Source organism: Puia sp. (assembly GCF_035546395.1).
GTDB lineage: Bacteria > Bacteroidota > Bacteroidia > Chitinophagales > Chitinophagaceae > Puia.
Genome location: NZ_DASZXR010000019.1, coordinates 641,986 through 660,396, shown reverse-complemented (window position 1 = coordinate 660,396; position 18,411 = coordinate 641,986). Strand labels below are relative to the sequence as shown.

Here is an 18,411-nt window from a genome sequence, read left to right as displayed (position 1 = left end):
CGATTTTGTTGGCTAACTTTACCGGCATGTCTATAACAAAAGAAACGGAGCTGACCGGAATGAAAAAGGCGAGCGAAGCCGTTGCATCTACCTTAAAAGAAATGCGCAACTATGCTCAACCCGGGATGACCACAAAGCAATTGGACGACTTCGGGGCAAGGATCCTCGCGGATCTCGGGGCGAGATCGGCCCCTTACCTGACCTATGGTTTTCCGGGCAGTACCTGTATCAGTGTAAACCACGAGTTTTGTCATGGCATTCCTTCCGACACGCGAATATTGCAGGAAGGAGACCTGGTGAATATAGATGTTTCGGCGGAATTGGGCGGCTTTTGGTCGGACAACGGCAATTCGTTTGTGCTTGGGAAAGACATCCATCGCCATCAACAACTCGTGGACGCTTCAAAGCAAATTTTGCATAGGGCCATCTATGCGATCAAGGGGGGCGTTCGGGTGTCGGATGTCGGGCATCTGATCGAGACGGAGGCAAAGAAACGGGGTTACAAGGTGATCAGGAACTTAACGGGACATGGGATCGGCAGGAGCCTGCACGAAGAGCCAAGCGATATCGCCAATTATAAGGACCGATTCAACCTGACAAGGTTCAGGAAGAACTCTGTCGTTGCCATCGAAACCTTCATTTCAACAATCTCGACTTATGCCGAAACTCTTAACGACGGTTGGACAATGGTTGGGAATAAAGGGGGATTTATGGCCCAGCATGAACATACCATTTTGGTTACGGAGGGGAAGCCGGTTATTTTGACGGAAATGAATGGGGTTTGGAATTAACCCCTTCGTCACGGTAGGAACCCTGTTCGTTCCGGATCAGAGCCCTGTATCGAAACCGGACAATATTTTGCGTAGCGTCGGTTCGAAAGAGTTATCAGCCAAATTCTTAGCCGACTGGCACCTGCTTTGTGTGATCATTGCGTGCCTGTCTTATTGCACGCCTTCTACTACCAAAAATCGACAATTATGCTTAAAACCTACTGGCTGGTCGCCGTCCGTAGAATGCTCCGGTACAAGGTCCACAGTATCGTTAATATTCTTGGCCTGACCATTGGGTTAGCCTCCTGCCTGGTCATCTTCCTTTTGACCCGTTTTGAATTAAGCTATGATACCTTTCACGCCAACAAAGATCGTATCTACCGGGTGGTAGGCAATAACATCACTATCGATAAGCTCGATCCCGCGAAATTTGGATTTCTGCCTACCGCACTTCCCGTCAACCTGCATGGGGAACTCACCGGGGTCCGGCATGTGGCGGCCTTTTATAACTTCAATGCCCGGGTCAACATTCCGTCGATTGGAGCGAACAGGGCCAACTCGCCGCTTGGCGAGTTGTTCGATCAGCCGGAGGCCGGCACACCCAGCACCATTATCATTACCGACTCGCAATATTTTGAGACGTTCACATACCGGTGGCTCGCCGGCAATGTCGCCACCAGCCTAAGCCAACCGGGATCGGTGGTACTGACGGAAAAGGAAATGGTCCGCTACTTTGGCAAGATTACTCCCGATCGGGCGATCGGCCGAACGGTGATCTATGCCGATTCGCTCGCCACCACCGTTACCGGTATCGTGAAAGATTGGCCGGGCAATACCGATCTGAATTTTAAAGACTTCATTTCTCTCAGCACGGTCCCCGGCACCTTTCTGACCGGCAGCATTCATGCGGGCGAGTGGGCGGGGTGGGGGCACAATGCCCAGGCTTTTGTCGAACTGGCCCCCGGGCATACTCGACAACAGGTGGAACGGCAGCTCCCGCCCATTCTGAGCAGATACTGGCCCCATCAGCCGGGCGACACGGCAACGCTGGCGCTTCAGCCGCTGGCGGATCTTCATTTCGACGCGGACTACCGCGACGCCTATTCGCGCAAGGCTCATCTGCCGACATTATACGGCCTCATGGCCATCGCGGGTTTCATCCTGCTGCTGGCCGCCGTCAATTTCATAAACCTCTCGACCGCCCAATCGCTGTTGCGGACCAAAGAGATCGGTATCCGGAAGGTACTCGGCAGTGGCCGCAAAGACATTGCTCTCCAGTTTCTCGGTGAGACCCTGCTGATCACTATCTTCGCTGTCCTGCTGAGTGTCGTCCTCGTTCCGATGGTTATCTCGCTCCTGCACGAATATCTTCCGGCCGGACTTCATCTCGAGATATCCTGGGTGACGTTGGTGTTCCTCGCGGGGATCACGATTGCGACGGCGCTATTGGCCGGCTGGTACCCGGCCCGGATGATCTCCCGCCTCCTGCCGGTACTCAGCCTTAAAGGGCAAACTTCGGCCGCGGTGACACCTAACCGTTACTTACAGCGCGGGCTGCTTGTATTTCAGTTCACCATTTCCGTGGGCTTTATTCTCTGTACGGTCATCGTCGCCCGCCAGCTTCATTATATGTTGAATACGGATCTTGGCTTTTCCGCGGATGCCGTCCTGACGATCCGCCCGCTGGACGCGGAGTTACGATCGAATCCCGATCCGGCGAAGCATTCGATGGCTCTTGTCAACAGGCTCCGGATGCTTCCCGAAGTGGCGGCCGTCAGCCGGCATATGCTGACCCCTATTTGGCGCGGGCATGGGACCACCTCCCTCGCCTATAGAGGTCCGAACGGGGAGAGGAAGATCATCGCCGGCTTTGAGATGGCCGACACCAATTACCTGGGCGTCTTCGGCCTGCAACTCGCGGCTGGACGGAATCTCTACCCTTCCGATACGATCCGGGAACTCCTCATCAACGAGACTGCGGCACGGCAAATGGGCTTTAGCCGTCCCCAGGATGCGATCGGAAAGATGGCCATTACCGGCATCGACGATATGGGTGGGCCCATCGTAGGTGTCATCCGGGACTTTCATTCCCAGTCGCTGCGAGAGGCGATCACCCCTTACTTCGTCAGCAGCGACCGTGAATCTCAGACAACGGTCAGCCTTCGCCTTGCACCGGCGGTTCGTAACCCGGAAGCCCTGCATGCACTGCTTGGAAAAATAGATAAAATCTGGCGTGAGATCTATCCGAACCAAACTTTCAAATATGCATTCCTCGACGACAGCATCGCCATGCTGTATTCCAGGGAACAGCATCTATCGGGTCTTCTACGTCTGGCCATGTTCATCGCTATTGCTATCTCCTGTACGGGGCTGCTGGCGCTCGCCACTTTTGCCGCTGAACAGCGCAGCAAAGAAATGAGCATCCGGCGGGTATTGGGTGCCAGCGTCGGCCGGATCATCGCTTTGCTGACGGGGTCGTTCCTCTGGCCTGTGGCGCTTGCTTTTGTCATCGCTGCGCCTGTTGCCTGGTATTTTATGCACAGTTGGCTTGAGGGCTTTGTTTACCGGACTACGGCGCCATGGTGGCTCTTTGTGGTTTGTGGGGTTGTCGCCGTGGCGATAGCGTTGGTGACGGTGGGGTACCAGGCTTTTCGGACGGCGACGGCGAATCCCGTGAAGCGTTTACGAAACGATTAGATTAGTGGACGGCGGGGTTGCGGCTTGTGAGCGAAGAGTCAGGCCGGATGATAAATACGGGTTACAATCCCGCCCGGGAAGGACTTGACGTCGACTAATTTCAGGTCTCGTGGTTGTTCGAGGCCGTCGAAGACCGGCTGCCCTTTGCCCAACAGGACGGGATGGGTGGTCAAACGATATTCATCGATAAGCCCGGTCACAACCAGGCTGCGCATGAATCCGGCGCCGCCGATCGCATAGATCGGTTTTCCGGGCTCCGATTTGAGCTCATTTATCCCTTTGGCCAGGTCGCCGTTGAAAATCCGGGCTGCTGCCCAGGAGGCCTGGGCCGGCGACGGCTCCGCGTTGGGGACGGGGCTGAGGCCCTTGTATCCACTTTTGCTGAAGACAGCCTTTGGGATTTCGTTCATCGGCGCGGCGAAGGGACCGCTGGCGGTTGGCCAATAGGAGGACAAGCCTTCAAAGGTCTTTCGGCCCATGATAATCAGGCCTGCCTCCCTGAATCCCTCGGCGGCGGCTGCTCTCGAGGTTTCGTCCGAGCTTTTGAAGACCCAATCGTTCTCTCCGTTGGGGCCGCCGACGAAGCCGTCGACCGTGAATGACATTCTCATGATCAATTTTCGCATAAATAAGAGGTTTGATTATTTGCAAGCATTTACTTGCAAATATATGCGCAAGGATTTGCTTGCGCAAATTTTTTTTGTTTTTGGGTTGTGGGAGGGTTTTAAGGGGCTGGGGAGCGGTTTATCGACGGGGTGTTGCGGTATATTTCGGAGTCGCAGGGATAAATCGACTTTTTCCAGATGATCCCAGCGGCCGTAGATCCCACCCGCCTCTAAAATAAATGGCCGGCGATAAACTCCCCTATTGCCTGCCAGGGCTGGTGAAGCCTGAATTCCCATACAAGAAAGTGAACAAAAATTCCGGTCAGGACAATGGCATTGGCCTTGTAAGATCCTTTTCTCAATAGATCGCCCAATAAGAATGCGGCGACGATGGCGATCTCGGCGTAGAAAGTGTAAGCGATTGCCGTGTCGAAAGGGACATTGTTATATATTGCCAACGCCCGGCCCAGGCCGGGGCCGATCATCATGACGGCAGTACCGATCATGTAGCGCATGTGGTTGTAGGTATTTTTCCGATTGACAATGGCCAGGCAGTAAAATAATGCAAACTGAACGATGTCACCTGACTGCAATGCCAATTTGCCTACCCTTTCAACGTGCGGAAGCGGTGACTTATCGTAGCCGAATTTTGTGATCAGGATCATAGATAGGAGAACGATCGGCGCGATGACAAAGGAAAGTTTGCCGATCAGCCGGTGAAGAGACAGCTTTCCTGCCCGGATAAGCAAGGGTTGGACGATTAGGAGCGCCATCCATGTCATCATCATGGCGCCGTGGAAATGCTGGATGGGTTTAAATCCGTCGAACGAGGGGAAGAAGATGATATAGGTCCTGTAAAAGCCCCAGTTGACAATCAGCCAAACGAAGAAAAAGAAGAGGCTGACGCGGGCGTAAGGCGCCTGCGATTGGGTCGTGGGTTGCATGGGGGGAGCATTTATGGGGTTTGTTGAATATACGTAAAATGGCCGGATGGGCCAAAATAAAATGGCTGCGGCTTTGAATCCGGGAGGAAAGTTGCTGTTTACTGCTCCTCTTGAAAAATAGGTATCTGAAAATATAAAACCCGCCGTGGTGGCGGGTTTTGAATTATTGTCGGGAAGACAGGATTCGAACCTGCGACCCCCTGGTCCCAAACCAGGTGCGCTACCGGCCTGCGCTACTTCCCGATCCGGATCGGTCCGGTAATGAGGCGCAAAAATAGGGATTTGTGGGGGAACCGCCTAGGGATTTGGAAGAAAAGGGCGGGTTGGGGCTGCGGGGGCTGGGATTATGGGCCGGGGCGCCTAGAGATTCCACCAATAGTTGAATTTGAGGACGACGGCGCGGTTGCGGACGCTGAAGGGCGCTGTAAGGTAATTGTCGGTGTAGACGAGGAAGAGGTCCGAAGCGGGCTTGTAGCGCCACTGCAGGCGGGTGTTGAGGTTCATGTTGCGGGTTTGCTGGTTGTATTGGACGTAGGTGGTGAGATAGAGGTTGGTGGCCATCGTGATGTCGAGGCGGGGGCCGATGAGCCAGAAGTGGGTGTGGCCCCAGGGCTGGGGCAGGGTGAGGTCCGTGTAGTTGGCGCTCATCGTGAAATTGACGTAAGGCTGGATCCGATAGCCGACATCGCCACTGAGGGTGAACTTGTTGCCATCGGCATAGTAACCCCCATAGCGGAGAGAGGCATCCCAGGTGAAGAGGGACTGGGGCTTGCTGACATAGTCTGCGCCGAGCGTATTCCAACGATGCCGGGTGCCGGTGGCCAGGGTGGAGATGCCGGTATTGGTGGGATCGAAGGGGGCCAGCAGCTGCACATAGTCATTCATCCCGACCGCGGCCAGGGTGCTTTTGTCGCGGAACGTGGTCAGCCAGGTGAGGATGGTCTCGTTGTCGGTGCGGTGAAAGGCTTCATTGTAATAATACGTCGACGTCAGCTGGGGTCCATGGCTCAACACTACCCCACCCCGGGGCAGGAAGAGATATTGTACCAGGGGGTTGATCTTGAAATACCCGGTGCGGGGGACATAACCTACTTCGGCATTGTAGTGAACGCCGGTGTATTCGTACTCGGCGCCGATGAGCCAGTGCCGGTCATTGTACTGCAAATTGGCCGCATGCACCCAGTCGTCGCCGCTTTTGCCGGGGCTAAAGGCTTTTAATGCCAGGATCTTGCCGGTGAAATAATTGTTCGACGAAGCGAGGTTGAACTCGATGCCGGCATTGCGATTGTATTGGGAATATTGCGGCAGGGTCGTGTCCTTGCCGGGCTGATAGTGGATCGACTGTTTGTTGATGAAGATAAATCCAATGTTACTCCGCGAGAAGATTTTCCGCTGCAGCGCCACCATCGAGAAATTCTGCTGTGGCAGGCCGATCGAATCGACCTTCCCCGTCTGCATATCCATGAGTCCGATCCGCCAGTTTGGATCGAGCTTGCCGCTGAGACGCGCACCGAACTCGATCGGAGCGCCCAACCCGATTCGCCGGGAGAAAAAGGGCCGGATATTGGGATAGCCGAGGTTGTTGAAGTGATCGGCGTTCTCCAAAAAGAACTGCCGCCTCTCGGGGTAGAATAATTCATAGCGACTGAGATCGATCACCTCTTTGTCGACGTCCACTTGCGAAAAATCGGGGTTCACTGTTAAATCGAGGTTCAGCGAAGAAGTGACGGCGATCTTTGCGTCCCCGCCGATCTCCTTCCTGTATACATTCGCGCCGTGAGCCGCATAGTCTTTCTGCACTCCGCTCAGCACATAGGGAATGATGGAGATATTCGGCCCGGGCGGCGGCGGGGGCTCGTCCCATACCAACACACCGGTATAGGCCAGCGACGCGGTGGGAAACTGACGGGGCACGGGCGCCCACGCGGATTTCTCGGTGGTCTTGAGGTCGTTCCGGCTGAAGTTGATGCCCCAGTGGGTGACGCCTTTTTTGTAGCGAAGGGTCTTGAAGGGAATGGCGAGCTCCAGCACATAGCGATCGCTATACCGCCGGACCACCGAGTTCCATTTGTTGTCCCAACTGAGATCGACCTTCCCGCCTTCGTACATCAGCCCGTCCCATTGGCCGCCCGCGGCGTTGGCGCCGAAGGAAAAACCACTGGTTTGATCTTCGAAGGGATCGATGAAGAAGATGAAATTGTCATTCTTCAGAAAACTGAAATCGCGTCTCAACGACTCCACCATATCGGGACCCGGGCCGGGGAGAAAACATTCGGCTACGAGGTAGAGGCTGTTCCTATCGTAGGTCATCCGGACCTCCGTTCGCACATTGGCCTTGCTGGTATCCATCGGCAGGACCATATAGAAATTGCCGGCACGTTCTGCTTCCTGCCAGGCCGGTTCGTCGATGACCCCGTCGATGTGGATCGGACTCGTGGCCCGGTGAATGTGCAGTTCGAATCCACTGTTCTTTTTCTGCGCCAGGGCCGGAAAAGCGAAAAGGAGCAACCAACAACTCCAACAAGCAGCTAATCGATTAAGGATCATTGCAAAAAAATACAATTTTTTACCGATATTGGGGTATCTTTGGTGGCGAAAGGTGATGGTGTTCCACCTTATGAACCGCCCTGGCCCGGCCGAGGGACGATGGCGCCTACGAATTGTCAATTATTCATTGATCAAATTCTTAATTTGTAGGCATGAAACGACCTAAGGTTTCGTTCGAACAGTTCTCGATCCTCTCCCATTTACTTCGTTGGACGTTGTTTGTGATCCCGGTCTCGCTTACGGCAGGTTCGCTTGTCGCGCTCTTCCTATGGTCGCTCGATAAGGCGATCCATTTCCGCTTCGACCATTCCTGGCTGCTTTTCCTGCTTCCGTTGGCCGGCGTCGCGATCTACCTGCTTTACCAATACCTGGGCAAGAATTCCGATAGGGGGAATAACCTGATCATGGATGAGATCCATAAACCGGGGGGTGGCGTGCCTGTTCGGATGGCGCCGTTGGTGCTGCTGACGACCGTGATGACCCATCTTTTTGGCGGATCGGCGGGAAGAGAAGGTACGGCGGTTCAGATCGGGGGAAGCCTCGCCCAATTCTTTGCGCGTCGCCTGCGGCTGTCGGCCGAAGACACGCGCACCCTGCTCATGACCGGCATCGCGGCCGGCTTTGGCGCGGTATTCGGCACCCCGATCACCGGGGCCATCTTTGCGTTGGAAGTCCTGGCGCTCGGCAGGATCAAACACGACGCCCTGATGCCCTGCTTTATCGCCGCCGTCCTGGCCGATATCACCTGCAGTGCCTGGGGTATCCACCACACCTCCTACCGTATCTCCTTTGCAGAAACGGGTGTCACGCTATTCTCCTTCTTCCATTTCGATGCGATCCTCCTTGCCAAGGTGATTCTTGCCGGCGTCCTTTTTGGAATCGCAGGTTATGCCTTCGCCGGTCTCTCGCATACCCTAAAAAACTACAGCAAGCGCTGGATCAAGCCTCAATGGTTGATCCCGGTCGTGGGGGGATCGATGATCATCGGGCTGACCTTCCTCCTGGGAACGGAGGACTACCTGAGTCTTGGGGTGGCGGGAAAAACCCCATCCGCGGTGACCATCCCCTCCTGCTTTCATTCCGGCGGCGCCACGATGTTCAGCTGGTTCTGGAAAATGCTGTTCACGGCCATCACCCTCGGGACGGGGTTCAAGGGTGGAGAGGTAACGCCGCTGTTCTTTATCGGCGCGGCGCTGGGAAATACGCTTGCGGTTTTGACCGGGGCTCCCGTGGACCTGATGGCCGGTCTCGGATTCATCGCCGTTTTTGCCGGGGCCACCAACACTCCCATCGCCTGCACGTTCATGGGAGTGGAGCTGTTTGGTGGCGAACATGTCCTATATTACGCCGTCGCCTGCTTTACCGCGTACTATTTCAGCGGTCATTCGGGGATCTATCCTGCGCAAAGGGTGGAGTTTTCTAAATTTGGGATCAAGAGAGAGCCATCATGAAAATACTCTTCATCATCGGTCTTGGAGGCGCACTTGGCAGCATCGGCCGCTACCTGGTTCAAATGGCCCTCGGCAGGTATGTCACGCTGACCTTTCCCCTCGGAACGCTGGTCGTCAATATTACGGGCTGTTTCCTGATCGGCCTGCTCTATGGCCTTGCCGAGCGGCATGCCTGGATGAGCATCGAATGGCGGCTTTTTCTTATCACGGGGATCTGCGGTGGATACACGACCTTCTCCACCTACTCCTATGAAAGCATTACCCTTCTCAAACACGGTAATTATTCCTATCTTATCTTCTATATTACCTCCAGCGTCATATTCGGTTTGCTGGCTACGCTTGGGGGGATGCTGGCGGTGCGATAATAAACCTTATATTGCCATCGCTATGCTACGCGCGACAGCCAGTTTTGACAAGACCCAAATTCCCGGCGCTTCGATCCCGCTGCTGCTGAATTTCTATCAGCAGGAACTGGAATATCAGCGGGTACATTCGATCACGGTCACGAAGGATACACTCTGGTTTAGCAACCGGCCCTTCGGCATCGGCCGGACCCGCTTCGGCAATCAATATTTCTGCTTCTCCGAGGGCTATATACTTGTAGAGGACACCGGCAACGAATACCGGGTGTTCTTCGAAGCCAGCCTTAAGCGGATCCTGGTGCTGGGGGGCACGCTGGCCGCGGTGTGCGCCCTGTCGGCCTTTATCGCGTCCGGCTTCAACTGGATCGCCATTGGACTTGGTTTGCTTATCTTCCTGCTGGTCTCTGTCGTCAACTATATTTACACCCGCCTTTTCTTCCCGGTGTACTTTACCGATCTGCGGGATGAAATGGAAGAATCCCTACGGAACCTTCCCTAGCGCATGAATTTCCGGACAAAGAAATCGGCTGCCGCGGCGTAGACCGTGACCGCATTGTTGAAGTTCATCCAGTGATGGGTGTCGTCGACGATCATCAGCGATTCATAAGGCACCCCTTTCTTCTCCAGTCTACGAATGAGATCGACGCTTTCGCTGAAGTGGACGTTGCGATCGTCATCACCCTGGATGATCAGCACGGGCGATCGCCAGGTGTTGATCGCGGATACGGGTGAGGAAAGCCAGGCCACCTTCAATGCCTTTTCATGGTCGGGGGCCTTTTCTACCTTCCTCGTCCATCGCCCAGGCAAGGCGGGTGCCGGTCGACGCGGCTGTCAGGCCGGTCGGAAAAGGATATTTTTTAAAGGCAAGAAAAGGGGTGAGTTGTGCTGTCATTTGCAGCGGCAGCAGCAGGAATAGCCAGAGTCTTCTCATGTGCGTAGCGAGGTTTACGCAATAAGATACGACATTTCTCTATTCCGGCGGCCTTTGTGCCTTCTCCTTATCGTTGCCAGCGGATCAGCGTGTCTTCCAACGGCAGGGAAAGGTTCTCATAGCCGGGGATCACCCGTACGGTATAATCGGTTGCGGGCCGGTCTGTCTTTACCGTTGCCTGGTATAGTGCGGAACCATCGCCGGGTCGCATGACAATTCTTTCCGGAGCGTCCTCATTCTTACCGTCCGCGTAGAGCTCGACGGCCACCTTCGTGGGATCGATCCCATTGAGATCAATGGAAATATGGAACGACCAGCCATCGCCGGTATGGGTAGACTGGAGATCGCCGAGATGCAATCCGCTCCATTTCTCCTCCAGCTGCCGGTGCACTTTGTTGATGCGGATACCCACGGCGCCATTGTCGGCGGCGCGTTGCAGGTAGTTGGTCGCGGCGGGCAGGTAAAAATTCTCCGTATACTCCCGCACGGTCCGGTTGGCCGAAAATTGGGGCGTAAGGGTGGACATGCTTTTCCTGATCCGCTGCACCCAGCGTTCGGGAATTCCGTGCGTATTGCGATCATAAAATTCGGGGATCAGCTGCTGTTCGAGGATCTCATACATATCTTCCGCCTCCTTTGCGTCCCAGGCGGGGTCATCGCCGTGTTCCCTTCCATCGCCCAGAGCCCAGCCTACTTCGGGGGTATAGGCTTCCACCCACCAGCCATCCAGCTCGGAGACGTTGATGCCGCCATTGACCAACACCTTCATTCCGCTGGTGCCACTGGCCTCCCATGGGCGGCGGGGTGAGTTCAGCCATACGTCGACACCCTGTACCAGGTGTTCGGCGAGAAGCATATCGTAGTCGCTCAAAAAGATGACGTGCTGATAGAGGTTATTGTTCTGGATGAACTGCACCCATTGCCGGATCAGGGCCTTGCCACTTTCATCGTTCGGCGAGGTCTTGCCGGCCAGGATGAGCTGCACCGGCCGCTGGGGATTGGTCAGGATGCGGATGAGCCGTTGTTCGTCGTGGAGGAGGAGGAACGGACGCTTATAAGGAACGAACCGCCGGGCAAAGCCCATGGTCAGGACGCCGGGATCGAACAAATTCCTGGCCATCCCGATCAGATCGGCGGAGCCGCCGGCAACGGCTACCTGGCGGGAGAACCGGTCACGCGCATAACGGATGAGGCTATCGCGGGACAGGTTGCGCATCTTCCACAGAAACTCATCCGAGACCGAGGAGATGTTCTCCGTGAGACCTTCAAGATCGCCTTTCCAGCGTTGCTTGCCGCAGGCGTGGGTCCAGACCTCGTCGGCAAAGGCGCTGTCCCAGCTGGGCATGTGAACGCCGTTGGTGACGGAACCCACCGGGACCTCGATCGTCGGCCAACGCTGGAATAACGGCTGGAATAGATGCTGGCTGACCTTGCCATGCAGCTTGCTGACCCCGTTGACGGCGCCGCTGCCCCGAACGGCCAGCCAAGCCATGTTGAAACCTTCGCCGCCGTTGTTCGGGTTCTCGCGACCCAGGGCCATCAGGGTATTAAAGTCGATGTGCAGGTCATCCCATGCATAGGCGCCAAGATACTGGCCAATGAGATCGGGACTGAAATGGTCGAAGCCCGCGGCCACAGCCGTGTGCGTGGTGAAGAGATTGCCGGCGCGGGTAACGGCCAGCGCCTCTTCGAAGCAGAGGCCCGTCTCCTTCATCAGGTCATTGGCCCGTTCGAGGACGAGAAAGGCGGCATGTCCTTCGTTCATGTGACAGACCTCGGGCCGGATGCCCAGCGCCCGGAGCAGGCGCCAGCCGCCGATGCCGAGGATGATCTCCTGCTTTATCCGTAGGTCTTCCCCGCCGCCATAGACCTCGCTGGTGATGCCGCGATGGATGGGGAGGTTCGAAGCATCGTTGCTATCCAACAAAAAGAGCCTTGCCCGCCCCACCTGCACCTGCCAGGTGCGCAGCCAGACCGGGTAGCCGCTTAGCTCGACCTTTATCCGCAACCATTCCCCGCTGGGCAGCCGCAAGGGCGAGATCGGGAGCTGCATGGGATCATTGAAGGGATATACTGCCTGTTGATTCCCGCCGCGATCGATCGACTGGCGGAAATAACCCTGCTGATAGAGCAGGCCGATGGCTGTGACAGGAACCCCGAGATCGGCGGCAGATTTCAGCTGATCACCGGCCACGTTGCCCAGCCCTCCCACATAAATCGGCAGGGCTTCGCTGAGCATGTATTCCATGCTAAAATAGGCGACGGTCGTTAGTGGGGAGTCCGGATATTTCTGCTGAAACCAGCGAGGACCGGTCTCGGCTTCTTCTTTTGCCTTTATAAGGTTGTTTACTATTTCCCGGAAAGCGGGATCGGCCAGCCGGTTCCTTAATATCTCCCGGGACAGGGTCATCAGGATGATCCAGGCGTTGTGGGTAAGTTCCCAAAGTGCGGGGTCCAATTGACGCCAGACCTCATCGGCGGCGTGATTCCAGGACCAGCGCATATCCAGGGCAAGGCGAAGCAGATCATCTGAGCCTTCAATATCGGAAGGCATGAAACCGAAGGGCTGATAAAGGTTGATCTTTTGGTCCATTGGATGGCGATTTGGGCTGATTATACACACAGCAAATATGAATGTTTACCGTGGTGTTGTTTTTAACCGGGAAATAATGAACTTCGGTATGAAAAAATACAATTATGGCAATCCATCCGCTGGCAGGAAAGCCTGCCGAACCTCAACAGCTTGTCGACCTTACGCGTCTGATCACCGCTTATTATTCGGAAAAACCCGATCCCGGGATTCCTGCTCAGCGGGTGGCATTCGGGACTTCCGGTCATCGGGGAAGTTCGTTCGATGCGGCCTTTAATGAAGACCATATCCTTGCTATTACGCAGGCCATCTGCCTGTACCGGCTGGAGCAAAAGATCGACGGTCCGTTATTTTTAGCTGTCGACACTCACGCGCTCTCCTGGCCGGCGCAGATCTCGGCCCTGGAGGTACTGGCGGCCAACGGCGTGGAGGTGATGATCGCGGACGGTACCGATTACACGCCTACCCCGGTGCTTTCGCATGCGATATTGACCTATAACGATGGACGGACCGGTGGGCTTTCCGACGGCATCGTGATCACCCCTTCTCATAATCCGCCGAAGGATGGCGGATTCAAATACAATCCGCCGCATGGCGGGCCTGCAGAACCTGCGATCACCGATTGGGTACAGAAAAAAGCCAATGAATTCCTGGAGAATGGACTACAGGGTGTAAAGCGCATCCCTTATTCCCGCGCCCTGCATGCTTCCACGACCCACAAATATGATTACCGGCAGCCCTATATAGCCGATCTTGGCAATATCATCGATATGGACCGGATCCGGGCCTCGAAGCTTCATTTCGCGGCCGATCCGCTTGGGGGCGCCGGTGTTCATTACTGGGAGCCGATCGCCGAGCATTACAAGCTCGACCTTACGGTCGTCTCGACGGTGGTGGATAATACGTTCCGGTTCATGACCGTGGACTGGGACGGCCAGATCCGCATGGACCCTTCCTCGCCGTATGCGATGGCTTCGCTGGTGAAGATGAAGGATAAATTCGATATTTCGTTTGCCTGCGATACCGATCATGACCGGCATGGAATCGTTACGCGGAGCCAGGGGCTGATGCAGCCCAACCATTATCTTTCGGCTTGTATCTTTTACCTGTTCCAGCACCGGGCGAAGTGGCCGGCGGGGGCGAGAGTGGGGAAGACGCTCGTGAGCAGCCAGATGATCGACCGGATAGCCGCCAAGATCAACCGTGGGCTTTATGAAGTGCCGGTGGGTTTCAAATGGTTTGTCGATGGATTGCTGGCGGGCACGCTGGGGTTTGTGGGCGAAGAGAGTGCGGGCGCCTCCTTCCTGCGCAGCAACGGAAAGGTATGGACGACGGATAAGGATGGGATGATCGCGGGCCTGCTCTCGGCGGAGATGACGGCGGTGATGGGAAAAGATCCCGGGCAAATCTACCAGGAGCTGACCTCAGAGTTGGGGAATCCGGTGTACGACCGGGTCGAGGCGAAGGCGACGCCGGAGGAGAAGAAGAAACTTTCCAAGCTTTCTCCTTCGATGGTGAAGCAGACGGAGATGGCGGGTGAGAAGATAACGGGTATCCTCACTACGGCGCCGGGGAATGATGCGCCGATCGGCGGACTGAAGGTGACGACCGAGAATGGGTGGTTTGCGGCGCGGCCGTCGGGGACGGAGGATATCTATAAGATCTATGCGGAGAGTTTCAAGGGTACGGATCATTTGAAGATGATACAGGAGCAGGCGCAGAGTATTGTCAATGCGGCGTTGAAGGGGTAGGGGTTGGCGGGGCCTGTGTCGGCCGGCGTTGGCGGCCGGCGTTGTTGCGGCCGGCGTTGTTGCGGCCGGCCTTATTGGCGACTGGCCGCTTGCGGTCAGCTGTGCTTCGCGGCTTCCAGCACTTCCTTGTTCAGGCGGATATATTCGGCGTTGGGTTCTGCGGTCGCCAGGCGGAGTCCTTCATTGGCGGTCGCGATAGCGCCGGGCTTGTCGCCGAGTTTCAGCTGGATGCGAGCCATCCAATATTTTATATTGTATTCGTTCGGCTGCACTTTGTCGTATTCCTGCATCCAGGCCAGGGCCTTGTGCATGTCTTTATCGTGATTGTAATAATAGATCGCGGCGAAATACCAGGGCTTTCTTTCGCCTTGCATGGCTTTGTCGATGTTGGCCATTATCCGCGCGTCGACATCGGTCGTCATTTTCATCGATACCATTGTGTTCTCCCACATGATCTGAAGATCGCCTTGTTCGACGTTCATATTGGCGAACTGGATGGTGAGCGTTTCGAGTTTTCTGTCCATTTTGGCCGGTCTCACTTTGAAACGGAGGACGTCCTTTGTTGAATCATATGCGTAGGCGCCCCATTGGTTGGCGGTTTTATTGAGGATGATGATCCATTCATTTGCGCCCGGGATCGTGAAGAGGGAGTATTCGCCGGGGGCGAGCGGGTGGCCATCCAGGTTGATCGAATCGGTGAGCTTTAGCTTTGTGGCCGCGTTGGCGCCGGTGCGCCAGACGAGACCGTAGGGTTCCATGGCGCCGAAGATGGTCCGGCCTTTTGTATTGGGGCGGGAATAGGTGATCGAGACGGTGCCGAGACCGAATTCCTGTTCGATCCGCTGGGTGGTGCTGGGTTGGGGGATCTTGAGGTCCTGTGCTTGTGCGGCGGCCAGGAGCGGGAGCCCGATCGAGAGGAGGAGGACGGTGGTAATTCTCATATAGCGTTGGTTTGCCATGGAGAACGCAGGATTTGGCCTGGCGGTTGGCCCCGGTCTTGGGGACTTGCCGTTTGCGAGCGGGTGTTGGGGACTTACCGGGTTGCGAGCGGGGTTTGGGGACTTGCCGTTTGCGAGCGGCTAGAGCGGCCGGCCCTGGCTGACGGCGTCGAAGAAATACGGGAAGATGATATCGAGGAACCGGCCGGCACGGCGGATCGCGTCCTGGTCTTCGCGGCTTTGATTGATGGCGAGCACCATTTTCAACCCCGGGACGACGATGAGGAATTGTCCCCCCCACCCCAATCCATAGGTCATCTCCTGTCCTTTGTAGGTGATGTGATACCAACAGAGTCCGTATTGCGAACCACGGAATCCCCATTCGGTGTGATAGACGACATCGGGATGAAGGACCTGGGCGATCCAATTTTTTGGGACAATCTGCTTTTCGTGATATTTTCCGTCGTGCAGGAGCAATGATCCGATGGTCAACCAGTCGGCGGTCCTCAGGCGGATGTTCTCCAGGCCGGCGAGATCATAGTACCCGTCCTTCATTTTTGCCCATTCGACGGTTGTGATGCCGAGGGGATCAAGGAGGTTCTTTTTGGCAAAGCTCAGCGCGTCCATGCCGGCACTCTTTGCCAGGATAATTCCCAGCAGATGGGTCGCGGCGTTGTTGTAATGGAAGACCTCGCCGGGCGTGGACAGTAAGGGTGCGTTGAGGACGAAGCCGGCGGGGTCGGAGAGCGCGAGATATTCGGCGATACCGCCCCGTTTGTCGAGGTCCTCATGATGAAGCCCGGAGGCCTGGTTCATCACCTGGCGGAGCGTGATGTCCTGCTTTCTTTTGTCGGGATCGTTCTTTAACTGCGGGAACCAGCTGGTCAGCTTTGTATCGAGGCCTGGGATGAGGCCTTTATCGATGGCGATGCCGATGAGGAGACTTCCCATGCTTTTTGTCAGGGACTGATCGTCGAAGACGTCTTCTTCTTTTGTTCCATTGAAGTGACGGTCATAGCGGATCGTGTCGTTTACGGACATGGCGATGCTGTAGAGGCCCGGGAGCTTGTCCAGCTCGATGGGGCCGTCGTCTTTCGTGGGTATCGACTGCGCTGATGCGGGGACGTAGAGAATAGTGGTGAGGAGAAGGGAAACGAGTGTTTTTCGCATGCACGCGAAGTTAATCCTTATCGGCCACTATTGGCTATTTGTCGATGTATAGGTAACTTTCCTCCATGAACGAAAAACGAACGATCGCTGCCTCCTTTCTTTTCCTGGTGCTTTCCCTACCGGCCCTTGCGCAGGTGAATATGTTCGGCGAGGGGATCATCAGCACGGGCGACTATGAGACCCATCCGGCCTTTTCTCCGAGCGGGGACACGCTTTATTTCCTGAAAGGCCTGCCTGACGCCAACTTCTTCTCTATCTGCGTATCTTATCGCAGGAACGGGCAATGGTCCAAGCCCCAAGTGGTTCCCTTCTCGGGGCGGTGGCTGGATGCCGATCCTTTCGTCACCCGGGATGGGAAGACCTTGTATTTCGTCTCCAACCGGCCGGTGAAGGAGGGTGATCCGGTGAAGGCGGATTGGGATATCTGGAAGGTCTCCATTTCTCCGGGTAACTGGGGAATGCCGGTGCATCTCGACAGCCCGTTCAACAGCAGCAGCAGTGAGTATTTCCCGACGCTTGCCGACAACGGCAACCTTTATTTTGGCTCCGGCCGGCCGGGGGGCAAGGGGAGGTCCGACCTCTATGTTTGCCGGTGGGTGAATGGTCACTACGGTGAGCCGGAGAACCTGGGTGATTCGATCAATACCGGGGACAACGAATACGAGCCTTATATCTCACCAGACGAGCGATTTTTGATCTTTATGGCGACGCGCCCGAATGGATTAGCCAATGCCGATTTTTATATCAGCTTCCGGATGAACGGGGTGTGGAGCAAGGCCCGGCGGCTTTTAGCGCCGGTCAATTCCGATGCAACGGAATGGGGTGGGAAGATGGGCCGGGATGGGAAGTTCTACTTTGGCAGCGCGCGCAATAGGATCACCGATGCGTTGCCGGAGCGGGAGGATATGCAGCGTTTCGATCTCCGGCTGCACAGTGCGGGGAATGGGCTTGGGGATATTTATGCTATTGACTTTAAAGACATAAAGTGGTAACTTTAGAGTACAAAATCTTCTCCCATGGCAAAGTCATCTCTCCTGCTGCTTTGCTGCACCCTTTTCGCTTGCAGCGTCTGGGCACAAAAATCTCTTTCGGATCCTTTTATTCCGCAGAAACTTACGCTTAAACGGGCTGATCTTGGATGGACGGCCGGTTCCAGCTACCTGACCTTTGCGAAGAAGACCTGGGATGCGGGCGATGACTCGCGGAGTATCCTATACACCGGGCCGCAGAAGAAGGAGGCTTTTGATCTGCGGTTGCCGGAGATGAGGAATAAGAAGGTGGATTTTGAGATCAAGGCGGGGAGACAGGAGCCGCTTTTCAGGAGGCAGTGATACCGTTCCGGGCGAGATACGGCAGTTTTTTTTCCTTTGTAAAGGTAGTATTGATCGGGCATCCCAGTGACGCGGGAGCAGGCCGGAGCATCAGTCCTTGCTTTTGCGGCTAATATGTCTCCTGTTGCCGGTGTCATAAGCAAGCTGCATGACCTTTTTTACTTCGGTGTCTAAATCCGTCCGGTTAAAGATCTTCAGATGATGTACGAAAAATCTGTCGCCCAAATTCTCTATTCGATGAAATCGAACTTTCCCATCGTATGGCCTTGTCAACACAAAATGAACTGCGATGAAATCGTTGCCCAGTTTGTTGACGGAACAAAA

16 protein-coding genes, 1 tRNA gene and 1 riboswitch are annotated in these 18,411 nt (G+C 55.6%); of the genes, 8 read left to right on the top strand and 9 right to left on the bottom strand.

Annotated elements, in window-relative coordinates; translation table 11 throughout:
- Positions 1-26 precede the first annotated feature (26 nt).
- Both map and VHE34_RS29160 read left to right on the top strand, forming a co-directional pair.
- On the top strand, positions 27-791 hold the full coding sequence (gene map / locus VHE34_RS29165; RefSeq protein ID WP_325594727.1) for a type I methionyl aminopeptidase: 765 nt from the start codon (positions 27-29) through the stop codon (positions 789-791).
- Positions 792-977: 186 nt separating this feature from the next.
- A complete protein-coding gene (locus tag VHE34_RS29160) occupies positions 978-3,467 on the top strand; it encodes an ABC transporter permease (protein WP_325594725.1) in 2,490 nt (829 codons plus the stop codon).
- A gap of 38 nt (positions 3,468-3,505) precedes the next feature.
- Here VHE34_RS29160 and VHE34_RS29155 read toward each other — a convergent pair whose 3' ends face one another.
- The 4 genes from VHE34_RS29155 to VHE34_RS29140 all read right to left on the bottom strand — a co-directional run bounded on the left by VHE34_RS29155 (position 3,506) and on the right by VHE34_RS29140 (position 7,563).
- The gene (locus VHE34_RS29155) at positions 3,506-4,093 is read right to left on the bottom strand and encodes a dihydrofolate reductase family protein (protein ID WP_325594724.1); all 588 of its coding nucleotides are present in this window, start codon (positions 4,091-4,093) and stop codon (positions 3,506-3,508) included.
- Positions 4,094-4,302: 209 nt separating this feature from the next.
- Positions 4,303-5,016: a hypothetical protein gene (locus VHE34_RS29150; RefSeq protein ID WP_325594723.1), complete on the bottom strand. Its 714-nt coding sequence runs from the start codon at positions 5,014-5,016 to the stop codon at positions 4,303-4,305.
- A 169-nt stretch (positions 5,017-5,185) separates the two neighbouring features.
- A tRNA-Pro gene (locus tag VHE34_RS29145) sits at positions 5,186-5,259 on the bottom strand.
- Positions 5,260-5,376: 117 nt separating this feature from the next.
- Positions 5,377-7,563 (bottom strand): carbohydrate binding family 9 domain-containing protein, encoded by a 2,187-nt coding sequence (locus VHE34_RS29140; RefSeq protein ID WP_325594722.1) that lies wholly within the window; start codon positions 7,561-7,563, stop codon positions 5,377-5,379.
- A gap of 42 nt (positions 7,564-7,605) precedes the next feature.
- Positions 7,606-7,679: riboswitch (Fluoride riboswitch) on the top strand.
- A 36-nt stretch (positions 7,680-7,715) separates the two neighbouring features.
- Between VHE34_RS29140 and VHE34_RS29135 the strand changes: the two genes are divergently transcribed.
- From VHE34_RS29135 to VHE34_RS29125, 3 genes are read left to right on the top strand one after another with little or no spacing between them, the layout of a single operon-like run.
- On the top strand, positions 7,716-9,014 hold the full coding sequence (locus VHE34_RS29135) for a voltage-gated chloride channel family protein (RefSeq protein ID WP_325594717.1): 1,299 nt from the start codon (positions 7,716-7,718) through the stop codon (positions 9,012-9,014).
- Positions 9,011-9,379 (top strand): fluoride efflux transporter CrcB, encoded by a 369-nt coding sequence (gene crcB, locus VHE34_RS29130; RefSeq protein ID WP_325594715.1) that lies wholly within the window; start codon positions 9,011-9,013, stop codon positions 9,377-9,379. Before VHE34_RS29135 ends, crcB begins: the two co-directional genes overlap by 4 nt.
- Before the next feature lie 22 nt (positions 9,380-9,401).
- Complete coding sequence (locus tag VHE34_RS29125) at positions 9,402-9,875, top strand: hypothetical protein (protein ID WP_325594713.1); 474 nt, start codon at positions 9,402-9,404, stop codon at positions 9,873-9,875.
- Here VHE34_RS29125 and VHE34_RS29120 read toward each other — a convergent pair.
- From VHE34_RS29120 to glgP, 3 genes are all read right to left on the bottom strand, one after another.
- On the bottom strand, positions 9,872-10,123 hold the full coding sequence (locus VHE34_RS29120; RefSeq protein ID WP_325594711.1) for an alpha/beta hydrolase family protein: 252 nt from the start codon (positions 10,121-10,123) through the stop codon (positions 9,872-9,874). The two genes, VHE34_RS29125 and VHE34_RS29120, sit on opposite strands and share 4 nt — an antisense overlap.
- Positions 10,124-10,136: 13 nt before the next feature.
- On the bottom strand, positions 10,137-10,307 hold the full coding sequence (locus VHE34_RS29115) for a hypothetical protein (protein ID WP_325594709.1): 171 nt from the start codon (positions 10,305-10,307) through the stop codon (positions 10,137-10,139).
- A 67-nt stretch (positions 10,308-10,374) separates the two neighbouring features.
- Positions 10,375-12,900: an alpha-glucan family phosphorylase gene (gene glgP / locus VHE34_RS29110; protein ID WP_325594707.1), complete on the bottom strand. Its 2,526-nt coding sequence runs from the start codon at positions 12,898-12,900 to the stop codon at positions 10,375-10,377.
- A gap of 104 nt (positions 12,901-13,004) precedes the next feature.
- On the opposite strand from glgP, the gene pgm reads away from it, so the two are divergent.
- Positions 13,005-14,648 carry a phosphoglucomutase (alpha-D-glucose-1,6-bisphosphate-dependent) gene (pgm, locus tag VHE34_RS29105; protein ID WP_325594705.1) on the top strand — a complete coding sequence of 548 codons (1,644 nt, stop codon included), beginning with the start codon at positions 13,005-13,007 and terminating at the stop codon, positions 14,646-14,648.
- Between the two features lie 95 nt (positions 14,649-14,743).
- Here pgm and VHE34_RS29100 read toward each other — a convergent pair whose 3' ends face one another.
- Both VHE34_RS29100 and VHE34_RS29095 read right to left on the bottom strand, forming a co-directional pair.
- The gene (locus VHE34_RS29100) at positions 14,744-15,589 is read right to left on the bottom strand and encodes a DUF2911 domain-containing protein (protein ID WP_325594703.1); all 846 of its coding nucleotides are present in this window, start codon (positions 15,587-15,589) and stop codon (positions 14,744-14,746) included.
- Positions 15,590-15,727: 138 nt separating this feature from the next.
- Positions 15,728-16,756, bottom strand: a complete 1,029-nt coding sequence (locus VHE34_RS29095; RefSeq protein ID WP_325594701.1) for a serine hydrolase — start codon at positions 16,754-16,756, stop codon at positions 15,728-15,730.
- Between the two features lie 65 nt (positions 16,757-16,821).
- Between VHE34_RS29095 and VHE34_RS29090 the strand changes: the two genes are divergently transcribed.
- Together VHE34_RS29090 and VHE34_RS29085 are read left to right on the top strand one after the other, a co-directional pair.
- Complete coding sequence (locus VHE34_RS29090) at positions 16,822-17,748, top strand: hypothetical protein (RefSeq protein WP_325594699.1); 927 nt, start codon at positions 16,822-16,824, stop codon at positions 17,746-17,748.
- Positions 17,749-17,772: 24 nt separating this feature from the next.
- Positions 17,773-18,087: a hypothetical protein gene (locus VHE34_RS29085; RefSeq protein WP_325594697.1), complete on the top strand. Its 315-nt coding sequence runs from the start codon at positions 17,773-17,775 to the stop codon at positions 18,085-18,087.
- Positions 18,088-18,411: the final 324 nt, after the last annotated feature.

What these genes read in the sequence shown, in the direction of transcription:
- VHE34_RS29125 (WP_325594713.1), top strand. Translation starts at nt 9,402, where the DNA reads ATGCTACGCGCGACAGCCAGTTTTGACAAGACCCAAATTCCCGGCGCT.
- VHE34_RS29115 (WP_325594709.1), bottom strand. Translation starts at nt 10,307, where the DNA reads ATGAGAAGACTCTGGCTATTCCTGCTGCTGCCGCTGCAAATGACAGCA.
- VHE34_RS29150 (WP_325594723.1), bottom strand. Translation starts at nt 5,016, where the DNA reads ATGCAACCCACGACCCAATCGCAGGCGCCTTACGCCCGCGTCAGCCTC.
- VHE34_RS29090 (WP_325594699.1), top strand. Translation starts at nt 16,822, where the DNA reads ATGAACGAAAAACGAACGATCGCTGCCTCCTTTCTTTTCCTGGTGCTT.
- VHE34_RS29140 (WP_325594722.1), bottom strand. Translation starts at nt 7,563, where the DNA reads ATGATCCTTAATCGATTAGCTGCTTGTTGGAGTTGTTGGTTGCTCCTT.
- VHE34_RS29100 (WP_325594703.1), bottom strand. Translation starts at nt 15,589, where the DNA reads ATGAGAATTACCACCGTCCTCCTCCTCTCGATCGGGCTCCCGCTCCTG.
- VHE34_RS29085 (WP_325594697.1), top strand. Translation starts at nt 17,773, where the DNA reads ATGGCAAAGTCATCTCTCCTGCTGCTTTGCTGCACCCTTTTCGCTTGC.
- VHE34_RS29135 (WP_325594717.1), top strand. Translation starts at nt 7,716, where the DNA reads ATGAAACGACCTAAGGTTTCGTTCGAACAGTTCTCGATCCTCTCCCAT.
- VHE34_RS29160 (WP_325594725.1), top strand. Translation starts at nt 978, where the DNA reads ATGCTTAAAACCTACTGGCTGGTCGCCGTCCGTAGAATGCTCCGGTAC.
- pgm (WP_325594705.1), top strand. Translation starts at nt 13,005, where the DNA reads ATGGCAATCCATCCGCTGGCAGGAAAGCCTGCCGAACCTCAACAGCTT.
- VHE34_RS29155 (WP_325594724.1), bottom strand. Translation starts at nt 4,093, where the DNA reads ATGCGAAAATTGATCATGAGAATGTCATTCACGGTCGACGGCTTCGTC.
- map (WP_325594727.1), top strand. Translation starts at nt 27, where the DNA reads ATGTCTATAACAAAAGAAACGGAGCTGACCGGAATGAAAAAGGCGAGC.
- VHE34_RS29095 (WP_325594701.1), bottom strand. Translation starts at nt 16,756, where the DNA reads ATGCGAAAAACACTCGTTTCCCTTCTCCTCACCACTATTCTCTACGTC.
- glgP (WP_325594707.1), bottom strand. Translation starts at nt 12,900, where the DNA reads ATGGACCAAAAGATCAACCTTTATCAGCCCTTCGGTTTCATGCCTTCC.
- crcB (WP_325594715.1), top strand. Translation starts at nt 9,011, where the DNA reads ATGAAAATACTCTTCATCATCGGTCTTGGAGGCGCACTTGGCAGCATC.